The 18,976-nt window shown below is 60.1% G+C and carries 19 protein-coding genes; 16 read left to right on the top strand and 3 right to left on the bottom strand.

Annotation, left to right across the window (positions count from 1 at the left end; genetic code table 11):
- Positions 1–109 precede the first annotated feature (109 nt).
- Positions 110–1,012 (bottom strand): DMT family transporter, encoded by a 903-nt coding sequence (locus ACL2XN_RS25480; protein WP_410014181.1) that lies wholly within the window; start codon positions 1,010–1,012, stop codon positions 110–112.
- 222 nt (positions 1,013–1,234) lie between these two features.
- On the opposite strand from ACL2XN_RS25480, the gene pdxB reads away from it, so the two are divergent.
- The 14 genes from pdxB (at position 1,235) to hisP (ending at position 15,266) form a co-directional block, all read left to right on the top strand.
- Positions 1,235–2,371 (top strand): 4-phosphoerythronate dehydrogenase PdxB, encoded by a 1,137-nt coding sequence (pdxB, locus tag ACL2XN_RS25485; RefSeq protein WP_410014182.1) that lies wholly within the window; start codon positions 1,235–1,237, stop codon positions 2,369–2,371.
- A gap of 108 nt (positions 2,372–2,479) precedes the next feature.
- A complete protein-coding gene (locus tag ACL2XN_RS25490) occupies positions 2,480–3,490 on the top strand; it encodes an aspartate-semialdehyde dehydrogenase (RefSeq protein ID WP_410014183.1) in 1,011 nt (336 codons plus the stop codon).
- On the top strand, positions 3,490–4,311 hold the full coding sequence (gene truA, locus ACL2XN_RS25495; protein ID WP_410014184.1) for a tRNA pseudouridine(38-40) synthase TruA: 822 nt from the start codon (positions 3,490–3,492) through the stop codon (positions 4,309–4,311). Before ACL2XN_RS25490 ends, truA begins: the two co-directional genes overlap by 1 nt.
- A gap of 40 nt (positions 4,312–4,351) precedes the next feature.
- Positions 4,352–5,005: a DedA family protein gene (locus tag ACL2XN_RS25500; RefSeq protein ID WP_413729731.1), complete on the top strand. Its 654-nt coding sequence runs from the start codon at positions 4,352–4,354 to the stop codon at positions 5,003–5,005.
- Between the two features lie 232 nt (positions 5,006–5,237).
- On the top strand, positions 5,238–6,158 hold the full coding sequence (accD, locus tag ACL2XN_RS25505) for an acetyl-CoA carboxylase, carboxyltransferase subunit beta (RefSeq protein WP_410014186.1): 921 nt from the start codon (positions 5,238–5,240) through the stop codon (positions 6,156–6,158).
- Between the two features lie 11 nt (positions 6,159–6,169).
- Complete coding sequence (gene folC / locus ACL2XN_RS25510; RefSeq protein WP_410014187.1) at positions 6,170–7,438, top strand: bifunctional tetrahydrofolate synthase/dihydrofolate synthase; 1,269 nt, start codon at positions 6,170–6,172, stop codon at positions 7,436–7,438.
- Entirely contained in the window at positions 7,428–8,261 is an 834-nt protein-coding gene (dedD, locus tag ACL2XN_RS25515; protein WP_413729732.1) for a cell division protein DedD, read from the top strand. The genes folC and dedD overlap by 11 nt, the downstream gene beginning before the upstream one ends.
- A gap of 856 nt (positions 8,262–9,117) precedes the next feature.
- Entirely contained in the window at positions 9,118–9,618 is a 501-nt protein-coding gene (cvpA, locus tag ACL2XN_RS25520) for a colicin V production protein (protein ID WP_410014189.1), read from the top strand.
- Positions 9,619–9,639: 21 nt separating this feature from the next.
- The gene (purF, locus tag ACL2XN_RS25525) at positions 9,640–11,157 is read left to right on the top strand and encodes an amidophosphoribosyltransferase (protein WP_162368015.1); all 1,518 of its coding nucleotides are present in this window, start codon (positions 9,640–9,642) and stop codon (positions 11,155–11,157) included.
- A gap of 132 nt (positions 11,158–11,289) precedes the next feature.
- Positions 11,290–11,862 (top strand): UbiX family flavin prenyltransferase, encoded by a 573-nt coding sequence (locus tag ACL2XN_RS25530; protein WP_413723338.1) that lies wholly within the window; start codon positions 11,290–11,292, stop codon positions 11,860–11,862.
- A gap of 357 nt (positions 11,863–12,219) precedes the next feature.
- Positions 12,220–13,002 carry a lysine/arginine/ornithine ABC transporter substrate-binding protein ArgT gene (gene argT / locus ACL2XN_RS25535; RefSeq protein ID WP_410014191.1) on the top strand — a complete coding sequence of 261 codons (783 nt, stop codon included), beginning with the start codon at positions 12,220–12,222 and terminating at the stop codon, positions 13,000–13,002.
- A 75-nt stretch (positions 13,003–13,077) separates the two neighbouring features.
- Positions 13,078–13,764 carry a histidine ABC transporter permease HisQ gene (locus ACL2XN_RS25540; protein WP_413723337.1) on the top strand — a complete coding sequence of 229 codons (687 nt, stop codon included), beginning with the start codon at positions 13,078–13,080 and terminating at the stop codon, positions 13,762–13,764.
- Positions 13,761–14,468, top strand: coding sequence for an ABC transporter permease (locus ACL2XN_RS25545; RefSeq protein WP_410014193.1), 708 nt, complete (start codon positions 13,761–13,763; stop codon positions 14,466–14,468). The genes ACL2XN_RS25540 and ACL2XN_RS25545 overlap by 4 nt, the downstream gene beginning before the upstream one ends.
- Before the next feature lie 24 nt (positions 14,469–14,492).
- Positions 14,493–15,266, top strand: a complete 774-nt coding sequence (gene hisP / locus ACL2XN_RS25550) for a histidine ABC transporter ATP-binding protein HisP (protein ID WP_410014194.1) — start codon at positions 14,493–14,495, stop codon at positions 15,264–15,266.
- 604 nt (positions 15,267–15,870) lie between these two features.
- Here the strand turns inward: hisP and ACL2XN_RS25555 are convergent.
- Both ACL2XN_RS25555 and ACL2XN_RS25560 read right to left on the bottom strand, forming a co-directional pair.
- Positions 15,871–16,773, bottom strand: coding sequence for a TIGR01777 family oxidoreductase (locus ACL2XN_RS25555; protein WP_410014195.1), 903 nt, complete (start codon positions 16,771–16,773; stop codon positions 15,871–15,873).
- Between the two features lie 165 nt (positions 16,774–16,938).
- Positions 16,939–17,571, bottom strand: coding sequence for a glutathione binding-like protein (locus tag ACL2XN_RS25560; RefSeq protein WP_410014196.1), 633 nt, complete (start codon positions 17,569–17,571; stop codon positions 16,939–16,941).
- A 155-nt stretch (positions 17,572–17,726) separates the two neighbouring features.
- Here ACL2XN_RS25560 and yfcE point away from each other — a divergent pair, with 155 nt between their 5' ends.
- Both yfcE and yfcD read left to right on the top strand, forming a co-directional pair.
- Entirely contained in the window at positions 17,727–18,281 is a 555-nt protein-coding gene (gene yfcE / locus ACL2XN_RS25565) for a phosphodiesterase (protein ID WP_410014197.1), read from the top strand.
- A gap of 91 nt (positions 18,282–18,372) precedes the next feature.
- Positions 18,373–18,945, top strand: a complete 573-nt coding sequence (yfcD, locus tag ACL2XN_RS25570; protein ID WP_410014198.1) for an NUDIX hydrolase YfcD — start codon at positions 18,373–18,375, stop codon at positions 18,943–18,945.
- Positions 18,946–18,976: the final 31 nt, after the last annotated feature.

Consider the following 18,976-nt stretch of genomic DNA (forward strand, 5'->3'; position numbering starts at 1 on the left):
GGCGCTGTCGTCCAGCCCGGCCATAGCAACTGCGTTATGGCATCGTGCGCTCAGATCAACAATGCGGCGAATGATAACAAGCCGCCGTGGCTTGCGGTAGCGGCACGCGTCAGGAAGGCATTTTCTGCTCTTTACCTGGTCTGCGTATCAGGGGAATGCGCAGCCGTTGTGCCAATATAACTCCCAACAGTGTAATCCCACCGCCGACGACGTGATAGCTGTGCAGTCGCTCATGTAAAAAAAGTACCGCGATGGCGGCGGTAAACAGCGGCGCCAGGTTCATGAATATCGACGCGGTATTGGCACCCAGCCGCATTACCCCCTGGATCCACAGGTAAGGCGCGATCAGGGACGCGGCGATACCGGCAAAGATCACCAGCGGAATATTGCGCGCGGTCAGGCCAACGTCCGGCGCCAGCAGGAACCCCGGCAGCAGGAGCAGCACGCCGAACGCCACCTGGATATAAAGCGATTGCCAATTGGGCAGCGGTATCGTCCAGCGCCGGGTCAGTACCCCGTACAGGGCATAGGACGCGGATGCGCCTATCATCATCAGCTCGCCGCCGCCCATGCCGTGGCTCAGCAGCACCCGCGGATGCCCCGCGCTGACCAGCCAGACCAGGCCGCCGAACGAGAGCAGGGTGCCCAGCAAGACGCCCAGCGTCGGCACGGCGCGCAGCAGCAGGATACTCAATAGCACCGTCAGCAGCGGAATCAGCGAATTCAGTATCCCCATAAACAGTGCGCTCACGCTGTGCGCGGCATAATAAGCCAGGCTTTGGTACAACACCATGCCCAGCAGGCCAAGCACCAGCAGGCGCCAGCCCTGGGCGCGCACGACGCGGCGGTTGCGCAGCACGCCGGGCAGGACAAAGGGCGTCAGTATCACCAGGGCCACCAGCCAACGGTAAAAGGAAATCGCCGCCGGGTCGATGGCGCTGGCGGACATTTTGCTGACGATGGCGTTGACCGACCAGATCAGCACGGCCAGCAGGGGATAAAAAATAGTCATGCGACGGTCCTTTTAACGTCAATCCGCCATGATATGGTGCTCAGGGTAGCCTGGCGGATAAAAGGGATTTTCTTAGGGCATCCTAAACATAAGCGGGCAATAATAATACGGTATTAATATGTTGTGCCAATCCCGTGCGCGATAGCATTGGGATTTTTCCCCGTTCGGTGGCAAAATATTCCCCCTTTTTAACACGCAGGCCGCTGGCTTCCGGAGTCGGATGTGAAAATACTGGTCGATGAAAACATGCCCTATGCCCACGAATTGTTCAGCCGGTTGGGCGAGGTCGTGCCGGTTGCCGGACGCCAGCTGTCGGCCGCAGCGCTTGCGGGCGCCGATGCGCTGATGGTGCGCTCGGTCACTCAGGTTAACGCCGGGCTCCTGGCCGGCAGCGGCGTGAAATTCGTCGGCACGGCGACCGCGGGCACCGATCATGTGGATGAAGCCTGGCTGGAGCAGGCCGGCATCGCTTTTTCCGCCGCGCCGGGTTGTAATGCCGTCGCGGTGGTGGAGTATGTCTTTTCCTCCCTGCTGATGCTGGCGGAGCGCGACGGCTTTTCCCTGCGTGATAAAACCGTCGGCATTATCGGCGCAGGCAACGTGGGTGGGCGGCTCGATCGCCGCCTTAAGGCGCTGGGCATCCGCACCCTGCTGTGCGATCCCCCGCGCGCCGATCGGGGCGATGACGGGGATTTCCATCCGCTGGCAACCCTGGTGCGCGAGGCGGACGTGCTGACGTTCCATACCCCCCTGAACATGTCCGGGCCTTATCGCACCTGGCATCAGGTGGATGCGGAACTGCTGGCGGCGCTGCCCGACGGCCGTATTTTAATCAATGCCTGCCGCGGCGCGGTGGTGGATAACGCCGCGCTGCTGGCCGCCCTGGAGCACGGGAAAAAAATGCGCGCCGTGCTTGACGTCTGGGAACCGGAGCCGGCGCTGTCGCCATCGCTGCTGTCTCGTGTCGATATCGGCACGCCGCATATTGCCGGCTATACGCTCGAAGGCAAGGCGCGCGGCACCACCCAGGTTTTCGAGGCATACAGCGCTTTTCTCGGCACGCCGCTGCGGGCGCCGCTCGGCGAGCTGTTGCCCCGGCCGTCGGTAGAGCGGGTACGGTTACACGGCGGCCTTGACGAGGCGATGCTCCGCCAGTTGGTCCATCTGGTGTATGATGTGCGCCGCGATGATGCGTCCCTGCGCCGGGTGGCGGCCATGCCGGGAGAATTCGACCGGCTGCGCAGGCAGTACCATGACCGACGCGAATGGTCGTCGCTGTGTGTTGAAAGCGATGACGCCGCGGCGGCGGCGACGCTGCGCGAACTCGGTTTTAACGCCCTGCTGGCCGGCGCCCGCTAGACACCCGACCGTACCTATACCCTAACGTGAAGTATGGCGGGTATAACCTTATTGCGCGGGCAGGCTCTGCCTCCCCGCCCCGATGATGCATTGCTTTGGAGAGTTGTTATGTCTGACGGCTGGAATATCGCCCTTTTGGGCGCAACAGGCGCGGTCGGTACGGCGCTGCTGGAATTGCTGCAAGAGCGGCAGTTCCCGGTAGGTGAACTGTTTTTACTGGCCAGCGAGCGCAGCGCCGGTGAAACCCTGCGTTACGACGGCAAAAGCATCCTGGTCGCCGACGCCGCGCAGTTTGACTGGACTCAGGCGCAACTGGCCTTTTTCGTGGCGGGCAGCGGCGCCAGCGCGCTTTATGCTGAACCCGCCGCCGCCGCGGGCTGCGTGGTTATCGATTCCAGCGGCCTGTTCGCACTGGAGCCGGACGTGCCGCTGGTGGTGCCCGGCGTCAATGACGCGGTGCTGGCGGATTATCGCAACCGCAACCTGGTGGCGGTCGCCGACAGCCTGACCAGCCAACTGCTGCTGGCGGTGAGGCCGCTTACCGACCTGGCCGGCATCGCCCGGCTGCATGTCGTCAACCTGCTCTCCGCTTCCGGCCAGGGCAAGGCGGCGGTGGACGCGTTGGCGGGCCAAAGCGCCAGGCTGCTGAACGGCCTGCCCACCGAGCCGGGCTTCTTCAGCCGCCAGTTGGCGTTTAATATGTTGCCTCTGGTGGCGGACGAACTGGGCAGCGTCCAGGTTGAGCGGCGCCTGGTGGATGAAGTGCGCAAGGTTCTGCAGGACGAGGGATTGCCGATTGCGGTCAGCAGCGTCCAGGCCCCGGTATTTTACGGCCACGCCCAGATGGTGCATCTGGAAACCCAGCGGCCGATGGGCCCTGAGGAAGCGCGCGACGCGTTAACGGCGGGCGAAAGCATCAATGTCAGCGAGGAAGGGGAGTATCCCACCCAGGTGGAGGATGCCTCGGGACAGGCGCACCTTAGCATCGGCTGCCTGCGCAACGATTACGGCATGCCGGATCTGCTGCAATTCTGGTCGGTGGCGGATAATGTCCGCTTCGGCGGCGCGCTGATGGCGTTGCTGACCGCGGAGCTGCTGGTGGCGGAGTACTTTTATTAATGTCCCGGGAAGTATTCGCCGGTCAGCCGGCAACGTCCAGGATAGCGCTGGGCATTGAATATGACGGCAGCCGTTTCTACGGCTGGCAGCGCCAGTCGGAAGTCGTCAGCGTCCAGTCTTGCCTGGAGCAGGCCTTATCCAAAGTCGCCAACGAGCCGATCGCGGTGCAGTGCGCCGGGCGTACCGACGCGGGCGTGCACGCCACCGGCCAGGTGGTGCATTTCGACACCGGCGCGCGGCGCGAAGACTCCGCCTGGACCCTGGGCGTTAACGCCAACCTGCCGCCGGACGTGGCGGTGCGCTGGGTCCGCGCCGTCGCGGGCGAATTTCACGCGCGTTTTAGCGCCACGGCGCGTCGTTACCGCTATATTATCTATAATCATCCTTATCGCCCGGCAATTTTATCCCGGGGCGTGACGCATTATTACCATCAGCTGGATGCGGATATCATGGAGCGGGCGGGGCAATGTCTGCTGGGCGAACATGATTTTACATCGTTCCGCGCCCTGCAGTGCCAGTCGCGCACGCCCTGGCGCAATCTAAAACATCTGCAGGTCACGCGCCACGGCGCTTATATCGTGGTGGATATCAAGGCCAACGCTTTCCTGCATCATATGGTGCGTAATATCGTGGGCAGCCTGATGGAAATAGGCTGCGGCAACCGTCCGCTGGAGTGGATGAACGAATTACTGGAAGCACGGGATCGCGCCCTGGCCGCCGCTACTGCCAGGGCGGAAGGGCTTTATCTGGTGGCGGTGGACTACCCTGGCCAGTTCGATTTGCCGTATCCTCCCATGGGACCGTTATTCCTGCTGGATTGACGGTACTGAACATATCATTTGCGCTTCCGGAATTCTGAACATGGAATTTATAAGATTTATTATTGATTTTATTCTGCATATTGACGTCCATCTGGCGGAATTGGTGGCGCAGTACGGCATCTGGGTCTACGCCATCCTGTTTCTCATTCTGTTTTGTGAAACCGGTCTGGTGGTGACGCCCTTCCTGCCCGGCGATTCGCTGCTGTTTGTCGCGGGCGCGCTGGCGGCTTTGCCGAGCAACAGCCTGGATGTGCATCTGATGGCGCTGCTGATGGCCGCCGCCGCGATATTGGGCGATGCGGTCAACTACACCATCGGGCGGCTGTTCGGTGAAAAACTGTTCAGTAATCCCCATTCCAGGATTTTCCGCCGCAGCTACCTGGACAAGACCCACCAGTTCTACGCGCGTCACGGTGGTAAAACCATTATCCTGGCCCGGTTTGTGCCGATTGTCAGGACGTTCGCGCCCTTCGTCGCCGGCATGGGACATATGTCCTATCGCCATTTCGCCCTGTTCAATATTACCGGCGGCGTCATATGGGTAGTCCTGTTTACCTATTCCGGTTATCTGTTCGGCGATCTGCCGGTGGTGCAGGAAAACTTGAAATTATTGATTGTCGCCATCATTCTGCTGTCTATCCTGCCCGGGGTGATTGAGGTATGGCGCCACAGGCGCGCCGCCGCCCGCAGATAAACGCGCGGGATTTGTCCGCGCCATGGATGATTTGTGAGCGACGGGCAGAGTTTTCTATCCCAACTCGTTGGCGGTTATGGTTTAATGGGCGACATTTTCAAAGGCTCTTCATCGCGCCGTCCAGGCGCGTTGAATAAGGCGGCGGCAAGACAACGACGGACGTCCTGCCGCGCCGCGGCCAAGGTATGAATAGCGGACTGGCGCTTGCCAGGTTCAAACAGAAAGGTTATCGATGAGCTGGATTGAACGAATACTTAACAAGAGCACTATCACCCCGGCGCGCAGGGCGAATATCCCCGAAGGCGTATGGACCAAGTGTGATAGCTGCGGGCAGGTACTCTACCGTGCCGAGCTTGAGCGCAACCTCGAGGTCTGCCCCAAATGCGATCATCATATGCGCATGACCGCCCGCGCCCGCCTGCATGCCTTTTTGGATAAAGGCAGCGAGGTGGAGCTGGGCAGCGAGCTGGAACCCCGGGATATCCTGAAGTTCAAGGACTCGAAAAAATACAAAGACCGCCTGGCGGCGGCGCAAAAGGCCACCGATGAAAAAGACGCGCTGGTGGTAATGAAAGGCACCCTATACGCTATGCCGGTGGTCGCGGCGTCTTTTGAATTCGCCTTTATCGGCGGCTCTATGTCGTCGGTGGTCGGGGCGCGTTTCGTCCGTGCCGTCGAGCAGGCGCTGGAAGACGAATGCCCGCTGGTCTGCTTTTCCGCCAGCGGCGGCGCCCGTATGCAGGAAGCGCTGATATCGCTGATGCAGATGGCGAAAACCAGCGCCGCGCTGGCGAAGCTGCGCGCGCGCCGTTTGCCTTATATTTCGGTGCTTACCGATCCGACCATGGGCGGCGTATCCGCAAGTCTCGCCATGCTCGGCGATTTGAATATCGCCGAACCCAAGGCGCTGATAGGTTTTGCCGGGCCGCGCGTCATTGAACAAACGGTACGGGAAAAACTGCCGGCCGGGTTCCAGCGCAGCGAATTCCTGCTGGAGAAAGGCGCCATTGATATGATTATCCGCCGGCCGGAGATGCGCCTTAAACTGGCGGGACTGCTGGCCAAAATGACCGGCAGGCCGCAGCCGGAAGCGGAACATTCCCATGAGGCGAGGCCTGAGACGATCCACGAAGAGCGTCCGGACGAAGTCTGAGGACGGGGCCTATGGAAAACCTTGTTGCTCCACAAGCCACCTCGCCGCTGGCGGCGTGGCTGCATTATCTTGAACGCCTGCACGCCAAGACCATCGACCTCGGCCTGGATCGGGTAGGCCTGGTCGCCGCCGATATGGCCCTGCTGCGTCCCGCCCCCCGGGTTATTACCGTCGCGGGCACCAATGGCAAAGGCACCACCTGCCGGCTGATCGAGGCGGTATTGCTGGCCGCGGGATTCAAGGTCGGCGTCTACAGCTCTCCCCATCTGCTGCATTATACCGAACGGGTGCGCATCCAGGGGCGGGAACTGCCCGAGGCGCAGCACAGCGCGGCCATGGCGGCGGTTGAAGCGGGGCGCGGCGCCACTTCCCTAAGTTATTTCGAGTTCGGCACCCTGGCGGCCTTTTGGCTGTTCAAGCAGGCACGGCTGGACGTGGCGGTGCTCGAGGTCGGCCTGGGCGGGCGGCTGGATGCCACCAATATCGTTGATGCCGATGTGGCGGTGATCACCAGCATCGCCCTTGATCATACCGAACTGCTGGGGCCGGATCGCGAGAGTATCGGCCGGGAAAAAGCCGGTATCCTGCGGGCGGGCCGCCCGGCTGTGGTCGGCGAACCGGATCGACCCGCCTCAATCGACAGCACGGCGCTCGCCGTGGGCGCGCTGCTGTACTGCCGCGATCGCGACTGGCGCTTCAGCCGGGACGGCGATACCTGGGACTGGCGCGACCAGCAGTCGGCGCTGACCGGATTGCCGCTGCCGCTGATTCCGCTGGAAAATGCCGCCACCGCCCTTGCGGCGCTCCGGCGTTTTCCCCTGCCGGTCTCCGACCAGGCCATCCGCCGGGGACTCGCCGAGGCGTCCCTGCCGGGCCGTTTCCAGGTCGTCGGCCAACGGCCGCTGCGCATCCTGGATGTGGCGCATAATCCACACGCCGCCGGGTATCTGGCGCAACGGCTGGCAACCCTGAAAATCCGGGGGAAAGTGCGCGCCGTGGTGGGCATGCTGGCCGACAAGGATATTGCCGGCACCCTGGGCTGCCTGCGCGGGCAGGTGGCTGAATGGTATTGCGCCACCCTGATTGACGCGCGCGGCGCCACCGCGGCGCAGCTGGCGGCCCATCTCGATCATGCCCGGCAATTTGACGATGTGGCCTCGGCCTGGCGACAGGCGTTGCAGGATGCCGACGCCGATGACTGCGTGCTGGTGTTTGGTTCATTTCATACCGTGGCGCCGATCGTTGCGATAACAGACCCGGAGAAAGAACGTGGCGAGTAAGTTTCAAAACCGCTTGGTGGGAACCATCATCATCGTCGCCTTGGGGGTTATTGTCCTGCCCGGGCTGCTGGATGGCAAAAAAAAGCACTACCAGGACGAGTTTGCCGCTATTCCCCTGGTGCCTAAACCCGGCGACAGCGACGAGGCGGATGCCTCGCCGCAGGCCAACCAGGCCCTGCCCAGCCAGCCGCCGGAAGGCGCGGGGGCGGCGGTAGAGCAGGCCAGCCAGGCGCCGGATGCGGACGACTCCGACACGCCGGATGCCCCGCAGCCAGCCGCGCCGCCGGTGAAAGCGGCGCCTAAGGCCCCGCCGCGCGAGACGGTAAAAGCCGCACCGGCCAAACCCACCACCGCCGCCCGCCAGGAGCCGGTCAAACCCACCGCGCGACCTGAGCAAGCCAAACCCGTCGCCGCGCCCGCGCCGCGCATGGAACCGGCCAAGCCGGCCGCGAAACCCGAGGCCCGCACGGAAATCGCCGAGGCCAAACCCGTCGCGCCGCGCACGGAAGCGGCCCCTGAAGCCAAACCGGTCGCCGCGCCTAAGCCTGTGGAAAAGGAAACCCCGGAACAGGCGCCACAGGGACAAGCCTGGGTAGTGCAACTCGGGGCGCTGAAAAACGCGACCAAGGTAACTGAAATTGTCGGCAAGCTGCGCTTGTCCGGTTACCGGGTCTATACCGTGCCGTCGACGCCGGTGGCGGGGCAGATTACACGCATTTTCGTCGGGCCGGACGCATCGAAGCAAAAGCTGCAAAGCTCGCTGCCTGAAATGAACCAGCTCAGCGGCCTGAGCGGCCAGCTGCGGGCTTACCAGCCCCGGTAATAGATATGCGGCAGGCCCGCTCGCACCGTCCTTGCACAGGGCGCGTTAAAGGGAGAGCGTGCCAATGGGGTCGAATCGGGCGTGGTGTTCCCGCCCGACCGAGCGCCCCATGGCGCGGTAGGCCCGCTAGCACCGTCCTTGCACAAGGCGTGTTAAAGGAAGAGCGTGCCAATGGGGTCGAATCGGGCGTGGTGTTCCCGCCCGACCGAGCGCCCCATGGCGCGGTAGGCCCGCTAGCACCGTCCTTGCACAAGGCGTGTTAAAGGAAGAGCGTGCCAATGGGGTCGAATCGGGCGTGGTTTTCCCGCCCGACCGAGCGCCCCATGGCGCGGTAAGCCCGCTAGCACCGTCCTTGCACAGGGCGTGTTAAAGGGAGAGCGTGCCAATGGGGTCGAATCGGGCGTGGTTTTCCCGCCCGACCGAGCGCCCCATGGCGCGGTAGGCCCGCTAGCACCGTCCTTGCACAAGGCGTGTTAAAGGGAGAGCGTGCCAATGGGGTCGAATCGGGCGTGGTTTTCCCGCCCGACCGAGCGCCCCATGGCGCGGTAGGCCCGCTAGCACCGTCCTTGCACAAGGCGTGTTAAAGGGAGAGCGTGCCAATGGGGTCGAATCGGGCGTGGTTTTCCCGCCCGACCGAGCGCCCCATGGCGCGGTAGGCCCGCTAGCACCGTCCTTGCACAAGGCGTGTTAAAGGGAGAGCGTGTCGTCGCCGGCCTATCTTCCTGCGGCGATTGGCTTTTTTTAATCGCCGTTATTTATTTAACTTTGGGCAGGAATTCCGCTGCGCAAACGTTTTCGTTTTCTGATAGAATTCGCCGCGAACCAGCTTCGGGGCGGATGACCAAGGGATGCATGCATGATCTGGGTTGATTACGTCATTATTGGCATCATCGTATTTTCTGCTCTGATAAGTCTGATTCGCGGGTTTATACGTGAAGCATTATCATTAGTGACATGGGCATGTGCGTTTTTTGTGGCCAGCCACTATTATGTTTATCTTGCTATCTATTTTACCCGCTTTGAAGATCAGCTGGTTCGTAACGGTATCGCGATTGCCTTGCTGTTTGTGGCTACCCTGATCGTCGGGGCAATCGTCAACTACGTGATTGGCTCTCTGGTGGAGCGGACCGGTTTATCCGGCACCGACCGCGTGTTGGGCGTCTGTTTCGGCGCACTCAGGGGCATACTGGTCGTATCGGCCATGCTATTCTTCCTGGATACCTTCACCGGCTTCTCCCAGAGCGCGGACTGGCAGCAGTCCCAGCTTATACCGCAATTCAGCGGTATTATCAGATGGTTCTTCGACTATCTGCAAAGCACGTCGAGTTTCTTACCCAAGCATCTCACGCTTCGGTAACGCTGATGAGGAAATGACATTATGTGCGGTATTGTCGGTATCGCCGGATTTATGCCGGTCAACCAGTCGATTTATGACGCGTTAACGGTGCTCCAGCACCGTGGGCAGGATGCCGCAGGCATCGTCACCATTGATGCATTGGATTGCTTTCGCCTGCGCAAAGCCAATGGCCTGGTGAAGGATGTATTTGAAGCACGCCACATGCAGCGTTTGCAGGGGAACATGGGCATCGGCCATGTACGTTACCCCACCGCCGGCAGTTCCAGCGCCTCCGAGGCGCAACCCTTCTATGTCAATTCCCCGTTCGGCATCACCCTGGCGCATAACGGCAACCTGACCAACGCCCACGAATTACGCAAAAAATTATTCGAAAAAGGACGCCGGCATATCAATACCACGTCCGATTCGGAAATCTTGCTGAATATCCTGGCCAGCGAACTGGACCGCTTCCCGGACTACCCGCTGGAAGCCGATGATATCTTCGCGGCGGTTGCGGCCACCCACCAGCAGATCCGCGGCGCCTATGCCGTGGTCGGCATGATTATCGGCCATGGCCTGATTGCGTTTCGCGATCCGAACGGCATCCGTCCCCTGGTTATCGGCAAGCGCACCCTCGCCGACGGACGCAACGAATACATGGTGGCTTCCGAAAGCGTGGCGCTTGATACGCTGGACTTTGAGTTCCTGCGCGACGTGGCGCCGGGCGAGGCGGTGTATATCACTGAAGCGGGCCAACTGTTCACCCGCCAGTGCGCCGAAAACCCCCAAAGCCATCCGTGCCTGTTCGAATATGTCTATTTTGCCCGCCCGGATTCCTTTATCGATAAAATTTCGGTCTACAGCGCCCGCGTGCGCATGGGGCAAAAACTGGGCGAAAAAATCGCCCGTGAATGGGAAGACCTGGATATCGACGTGGTGATCCCCATCCCGGAAACATCCTGCGATATCGCGCTCGAAATCGCCCGCATCCTCAACCTGCCTTACCGCCAGGGTTTTGTAAAAAACCGCTACGTGGGCCGTACCTTTATCATGCCCGGCCAGCAGGTGCGCCGCCAATCGGTACGCCGCAAACTCAACGCCAACCGCGCCGAGTTCCGCGATAAAAACGTACTGCTGGTGGACGACTCCATCGTGCGCGGCACCACGTCCGAACAGATCGTGGAAATGGCGCGCGAAGCCGGGGCGCGTAATGTCTACCTGGCCTCCGCGGCGCCGGAAATCCGTTTCCCCAATGTCTACGGCATTGATATGCCAAGCGCCACCGAACTGATTGCCCACGGCCGCGAAGTGGACGAAATCCGCGCGCTGATTGGCGCGGACGCGCTGATCTTCCAGGACCTCGGCGACCTCGAGGCGGCGGTGCGGGAAGATAACCCGGATGTGGTACAATTTGAATCCTCGGTATTTAACGGTATTTACGTCACCAAGGATGTCGACCAGCGTTATCTCGACTATCTTGAATCGTTACGCAACGACGACGTCAAAGCCGTCCAGCGCCAAAACGAAGTCGAAAACCTGGAGATGTATAACGAAGGGTGAGGGGCGCAACCCGCACCGATCCCCCGGCGGTTAACCGGTAGACGATATATGCACCCGGGCGGTAACACGCGCCGGGTGTTTTTATTATGGGCGGCGCCGATCCATCCGGCGTCCGCGACAGGGAGAACTGACATGAAACGACTGATCGTCGGTATTACCGGCGCCAGCGGCGCCATTTATGGCATCAGGCTGCTGCAGGTGCTCAAGGCGCTGGACGGCATTGAAACCCATCTGGTGCTAAGCAACGCCGCGCGCCAGACGCTGGCGCTTGAAACCGATTACAGCGTGCGCGATTTGCAGGCCCTGGCGGATGAGTTCCACGATTGCCGCGACATTGCCGCCAATATCAGCTCCGGCTCCTTCCACACCGCCGGCATGGTGATTCTGCCCTGTTCAATGAAAACCCTGTCGGCCATCGTCAACAGCTACAGCGACGGCCTGCTCACGCGTGCGGCCGACGTGGTGTTAAAAGAGCGGCGCACCCTGGTGCTGGGCGTGCGCGAAACGCCGCTGCACGTGGGCCATCTGCGGCTGATGACCGCCGCCGCGGAAATGGGCGCCGTCATCATGCCGCCGGTGCCGGCGTTTTATCACCGTCCCGTCACCCTGCACGACGTGGTCGACCAGACCGTCAACCGGGTGCTGGACCAATTCGATATCGCGCTGCCGCAGGACCTGTTCCAGCGCTGGCAGGGCGCTAACTGACGGTGAAAATCCTGCCGGATTTATTCGCGGGATGTGAAGCCGCCGGCATTTTTATAGGTTGTTTCCAGCATAGCGACGCAACCTGATGGCGCGTTCTGATAACATTGCACCAATAGTGATCAGGCTGTGTTTTTTTATGGTGCAGCCGCCCCGCGGCACGCGCCCTGACGCTATGCCCTCAGGCTGGAAACGGCGCGGGTTCGCCCCGGCCCGGGTAGTAAATAAGCAGGTCAGCCGGTTTTGTGCGCAGGTGGTCGGGCTATTGGCCACATGCGCTGAAATGGCACGAAAAGTGCAACTCATTCCGCTGAAAACATCACGGTGTGTGCCTAATTAAAATTATTCCGAGGGTAATGTATGAATAAGCTGGTTAAAGTCCTTCCTCTGGTATTTGCTCTGGCCGCTGCCGGCAGCGCGTATGCCGCCGTGCCCAAAAATATTAAAATCGGCACCGATCCCACCTATGCGCCGTTCGAATCGAAAAATGCCAGCGGCGAACTGGTCGGTTTTGATATTGATCTCGCCAAAGAGCTTTGCAAACGCATCCAGGCTAAATGCACCTTTGTGGAAAGTGATTTCGACGCCCTGATCCCCTCGCTGAAAGCGAAAAAAATCGACGCGATCATCTCTTCGCTCTCCATTACTGAAAAACGCGAACAGGAAATCGACTTTACCGATAAGCTGTATGCCGCCAATGCCCGCCTGATCGCCAAGGCCGGCACCACCATTACCCCGACCCTGGATGCCCTGAAGGGTAAACGCGTCGGCGTGCTGCAAGGCTCCACCCAGGAAGCCTATGCCAACGCCAACTGGGCGCCGAAGGGCATTGACGTCGTCGCCTATGCCAACCAGGATCTGATCTATGCCGATCTGGCCGCCGGCCGTGTCGACGCCGCGTTCCAGGATGAAGTGGCCGCCAGCGAAGGTTTCCTGAAACAGCCTGCCGGTAAAGGCTATGTCTTCGCCGGTCCGGCGGTTAAAGACGATAAATTCTTCGGCGTCGGCACCGGCATGGGCCTGCGTAAAGATGAAACCGATCTGAAGGCCGCGCTGAACAAAGCCTTTGCCGAGATGCGCAAAGACGGGACCTACGATAAATTTGCCAAGCAGTATTTTGATTTTGACGTGTACGGCGGTTAATCCTGTCATTTTGTGTTTGCCCGCGCCTTGCGCGGGCGAATAGTTGTTATCCTCCGCCAGGACAGGATATGATCGATGCTTTATGGTTATTCGCAACTCATCATTAACGGTGCCCTGGTTACCCTTGAGCTGGCGCTTACGTCGGTGGTGCTCTCGGTAATCATCGGCCTGATCGGCGCCGGCGCAAAACTTTCCCGCAGCCGTACCCTGGCAGGCATTTTTGACGGCTATACCACGCTCATTCGCGGCGTACCCGATCTGGTGCTGATGCTGCTGATTTTCTACGGCCTGCAAATCGCCCTGAACAGCCTGACCGAAGCCATCGGCATGGACCAGATTGATATCGACCCCATGGCGGCCGGCATCATTACCCTTGGTTTTATCTACGGCGCCTATTTTACCGAAACCTTTCGCGGCGCGTTTATGGCAGTGCCGCGCGGCCAGATAGAAGCGGCCACCGCCTTTGGTTTTTCCGGCGCGCAGATTTTCCGCCGCATCATGTTTCCGGCCATGATGCGTTTCGCGCTGCCCGGTATCGGCAACAACTGGCAGGTTATTCTCAAGGCCACGGCGCTGGTCTCGCTGCTGGGCCTTAACGATGTGGTCAAGGCCACGCAGCTGGCCGGCAAGGGTACTTATCAACCCTTTTATTTCGCCATCGTGGCGGGGGTGGTCTACCTGATTTTCACCACCTTGTCCAACGGGGTGCTGTTATGGCTGACCCGGCGTTATTCCATGGGCGTTAAGAAGGCCGAGTTATGATTGAGATCCTGCGGCAATATGGTCCGGCTTTGTTATGGAGCGACGGTTATCGTTTTACCGGACTGGCGGTAACACTGTGGCTGCTGATTTCTTCCGTGGTTATCGGCGGGGTGCTGGCGGTTTTTATGGCGGTGGCGCGCGTGTCCCCGCGTCCCTGGGTGCGTTTCCCGGTCTGGCTGTTTACCTATATCTTTCGCGGTACGCCGCTGTATGTGCAACTGCTGGTATTTTATTCCGGCATGTACAGTCTGGAGATTGTGCGCGGCACGGATATGCTTAACGCTTTTTTTCGCAGCGGCCTGAATTGCACCATACTGGCGCTGACGCTGAATACCTGCGCCTATACCACTGAAATCTTCGCGGGCGCCATTCGCGCGGTGCCGCACGGCGAAATCGAGGCGGCGCGGGCCTATGGGTTCACCTGGTTTAAGCTGTACCGTTGCATCATCCTGCCCTCCGCGCTGCGTACCGCCATCCCGGCCTACAGTAACGAGGTGATCCTGATGCTGCACTCCACCGCCCTGGCCTTTACCGCCACGGTTCCCGACGTGCTGAAGATTGCACGCGATATCAACGCGGCGACCTACCAGCCTTTTTACGCCTTCGGTATCGCGGCGGTGATTTACCTGATGATCTCTTTTGTGCTGATAGGGCTGTTTCGCCGGGCGGAAAAACGCTGGCTGCGCCACGTTAAGCCGCAATAATCCCATTACGCGCAGGATATGACTATGCAAGATACCAAACTGTTGATTAAGGAGCTGCACAAGCGCTACGGCGATCAGGAAGTCCTGAAAGGGGTTTCGCTGGAGGCGCGCGCGGGGGATGTTATCAGCATTATCGGCTCCTCGGGGTCGGGTAAAAGTACGTTTTTACGCTGTATCAACTTCCTGGAAAAACCGAGCGAGGGGTCGATAAGCGTCAATAATATCGATATCCATATGGTGCGGGATCGGGACGGGCAGTTGAAAGTGTTCGATAAAAAACAGCTGCAGCTGCTGCGGACCCGGCTGACCATGGTATTCCAGCATTTTAATTTGTGGAGCCATATGACGGTGCTGGAAAACGTGATGGAAGCGCCGGTGCAGGTGTTGGGATTAAGTAAGAGCGAGGCGCGCGAGCGGGCGGTGCTGTATCTGGATAAGGTGGGCATTGACGCGCGCGCCCAGGCGAAATATCCAATCAATCTGTCCGGCGGCCAGCAGCAGCGGGTGTCCATTGCGCGCGCGTTGGCGATGGAACCGGATGTGCTGTTGTTTGATGAACCGACCTCCGCGCTGGACCCCGAGCTGGTGGGCGAGGTGCTGCGTATTATGCAGAAGCTGGCGGAAGAGGGTAAAACCATGGTGGTGGTGACCCATGAGATGGAGTTTGCCCGGCATGTGTCCAATCACGTTATATTTTTGCACCAGGGGGTTATCGAGGAAGAGGGGACACCGGCCGATGTGTTCGGGAGCCCGAAGAGCGCCCGGTTGCAGCAATTCTTGTCCGGCGCTCTCAAATAGGCGCGCTCTTCCTTGAACACGACTGCTTTGAGAGCGGTGTTGGCGGGCCTACCCTGCCATGGGGCCTCGGTCGGGCGGGAAAACCACGCCCGATCCGACCCCATAGGCACGCTCTCCCTTGAACACGTCTGCTTTGAGATAAGTGTTGGCGGGCCTACCATGCCACGGGGCCTCGGTCGGGCGGTAAAATCATGCCCGATTCGACCCCATAGGCACGCTCTCCCTTGAACACGACTGCTTTGAGATAAGTGTTGGCGGGCCTACCATGCCATGGGGCCTCGGTCGGGCGGGAACACCACGCCCGATTCGACCCCATAGGCACGCTCTCCCTTGAACACGTCTGCTTTGAGATAAGTGTTGGCGGGCCTACCATGCCATGGGGCCTCGGTCGGGCGGGAAAATCATGCCCGATTCGACCCCATAGGCACGCTCTCCCTTGAACACGTCTGCTTTGAGATAAGTGTTGGCGGGCCTACCATGCCACGGGGCCTCGGTCGGGCGGGAAAATCATGCCCGATTCGACCCCATTGGCACGCTCTCCCTTGAACACGTCTGCTTTGAGATAAGTGTTGGCGGGCATACCGTGCCATGGGGCGCTCGGGATTTATTCGTCTTTAACGATATCGGCCAGCGCGTCCCTGAGCTCCATGTAGCGAAAGGTAAATCCGGCCGCTTCCAGGCGTTTGGGGACCGCCCGCTGGCCGCCCAGCATCAGCGTGGCGCCTTCGCCCATCATCAGCTTTACCGCCGCCGCCGGAGCGCGCATTAAGGCCGGGCGGTGCAGCGCCTCGCCCAGGGTGGCGGCGAATTGTTCATTATGCACCGGGTAGGGCGCCACCAGGTTGAACGGGCCGCTTAACCCGTCGGTGTTCAGCAGGAAGATCAGCGCATCCACCATGTCGTCGATATGGATCCAGGACAGGAACTGGCGACCGTTGCCGATAGGTCCGCCCAGCCCCAGTTTAAACAGCGGCAGCAGTTTGCCCAGTATGCCGCCGTCCGCCGCCAGCACCACGCCGGTGCGCGACAGGCAGACGCGCGTGCGCGGACTTTGCGCGCTCAGCGCCAGCTCTTCCCAGCGCTGACATAAGGTGTGGGTGAATTCGGCGACCGGCGGTTCGTCCTCGGTGACCAGGATCTGATCCTGGTTGCCGTAAAAACCCGTCGCCGATCCGGAAATAAATACGCGGGGCGGATCGTCCCCCTGGCGTATCAGCTGGCTCAGGCGTTCGGTCACGTCCCAGCGGCTGCGGCAAAGACGATCTTTTTGTTCCTCGGTCCAGCGCTTATCGGCAATAGGCTCGCCCGCCAGATTGAATACCGCGTCAAACGCATCCAGGTGGGGACATGAGGCCAGCGTGGTCAGGGTGGTCACGTGGGTACCCAGTTTTTGCTGGGCACGCTGGGGATCGCGGGTCAGTACCGTGATCTGGTGCGACAATGTCAGCAGCCTGGCGATCAGGTGCCGTCCAATAAGCCCGGTTCCGCCGGTGATCAAAATTTTCATATTTGCCCTCGCTTCCCGCAATGCGCACGTCAATTAACAGCTTGGTTACAAGCATAGGCCATTTTTGCGGGAAAATGAGTGAACAAAACCCCTGAACTGACAATAAATTGACAATTAAACCGGTAAAATAAACCGCGCCGCCGGCTGGACGGCGCGGCGCGTGGGCTAAGCTTTTTGCGCGGGTATCTGATAGGCGCGCTCGACCGCGGGGCGGGAGCGAATGCTGTCGAACCAGCGCCGTACCGCCGGGAAATCCGCTAAATCGATATGCTGACGCTCGTGGGAAACGACCCAGGGATAGGTGGCGATATCGGCAATGCTGATGTTGTCGCCGGCCATATAGGCATGGCGGGCCAGTTGCCGGTTTAAAACGCCGTACAGGCGCACGGTCTCAAGCTGGTAGCGCTCGATGGCGTAAGGCACCGGCTTGGGCGCGTAATGGCTGAAATGGTGGTTCTGGCCCAGCATGGGGCCAAAACCCGCCATTTGCCAGAACAGCCATTGCAGCGTGGCCTGGCGCTCGCGGAAATCCTTGCTGATAAGCTGGCCGGTTTTATCCGCCAGATAAAGCAAAATCGCCCCGGATTCAAACAGGCTTAACGGCGCGCCGCCGTCGGCGGGTTGCTGGTCGACGATCGCCGGTATTTTATTGTTGGGCGAGATGGTGAGAAATTCCGGCGCGAACTGTTGGTTGGCGGAGATATTGATCGGATGGATTTGATAAGGCAGGCCGGTTTCTTCCAGGAAAATCGTTATTTTATGGCCGTTGGGCGTGGGCGCGTAATAGAGGTCAATCATAGAAGCTCCTTGTGAATGTATAGCCGCGTGATGACACTCTAGAACAAATGCCCGTTGAAATCACCACCCGTTCCGGCCGCCGCATCATAGCGCCGTTACCGGCGCCGGTAAGTTTGTTAAGCTTGAGAGATGATGAACAACCAGAGGATGCTGCCATGAAACTGATGTTTGCCGCCGATATACACGGCTCGCTTGCCGCTACCCGCCGTATGCTGGCGGCCTATGACGCCAGCGGCGCCCAGTGGCTGGTGCTGCTGGGCGATTTGCTTTATCACGGCCCGCGCAACGCCCTGCCGGAGGAATACCAGCCGGCGGCGGTGGCGGAGCTCCTGAACGGCTATGCCGATCGTATCATCGCGGTGCGCGGCAACTGCGACAGCGAGGTGGATCAAATGCTGTTAACGTTTCCCATTACCGCGCCCTGGCAGCAGGTCCTGCTGGAGAATCATACCCGGCTGTTCGTCACCCACGGGCATCTTTTCAATCCCGCCAGCCATCCCCCGCTGCGGCGTGGCGACGTGGTGGTCTACGGCCATACTCATATTCCGCAGGCGGAGCGGCGGGAGGATATCCTGTGTTTCAATCCCGGCTCGGTCAGTCTCCCCAAAGGCGGCTTCGCCGCCAGCTACGGCCTCCTGGAACAGGAAATATTACGAGTTGTGTCATTGGAAACGAGCGAGACTATTGCGCAAGTGGCGATTAACCACTAAGTTATGACGGATCCACTCGTGCAAATTTTTTTATTTTATTACAATTAAGGTGCGCGGCTCTCCCGCGTCTCGTTAACAAGGGATTCGAAAGATGGTGGAACAGAGTCAGGCTGCTGGCGTGGAATGGGTTGACATCGTCAACGAAGAGAATGAAGTCATCGCCCAGGCCAGCCGTCAGCAGATGCGCGCAGAACGTCTCAGGCACCGCGCCAGCTACATCGTGGTCCATGACGGCATGGGCAATATCCTGGTGCAGCGCCGTACCGCCACCAAGGATTTTTACCCGGGTTATCTGGATGCCACCGCCGGCGGCGTGGTGCAAAGCGGTGAAAATATGCTTGATTCCGCCCGCCGGGAAGCAGAAGAAGAGCTGGGCATCGCCGGCGTGCCGTTTGCTGAGCACGGGCTGTTCTACTTTGAAAACGACCATTGCCGGGTCTGGGGCGCGCTGTTCAGCTGCGTCACCCACGGTCCGTTTGCCCTACAGGCTGAAGAAGTGGAGGCGGTCAAATGGCTGCGCCCGGAGGAAATCACCGCCCGCTGCGATGAATTCACCCCGGACTCCCTCAAGGCGCTTTCGCTTTGGATGAGCCGCAATAACCAGCAAAGCCACGGCAAGCCTTTACCTCCCTCCGCCCCGGAGCAAAAAACCGCAGAAGAGTAACTGCCTGCCTCAAGGCTAATCTGGGCATGTT

Source organism: Sodalis sp. RH22 (assembly GCF_047324165.1).
Classification (GTDB): Bacteria; Pseudomonadota; Gammaproteobacteria; order Enterobacterales; family Enterobacteriaceae; genus Acerihabitans.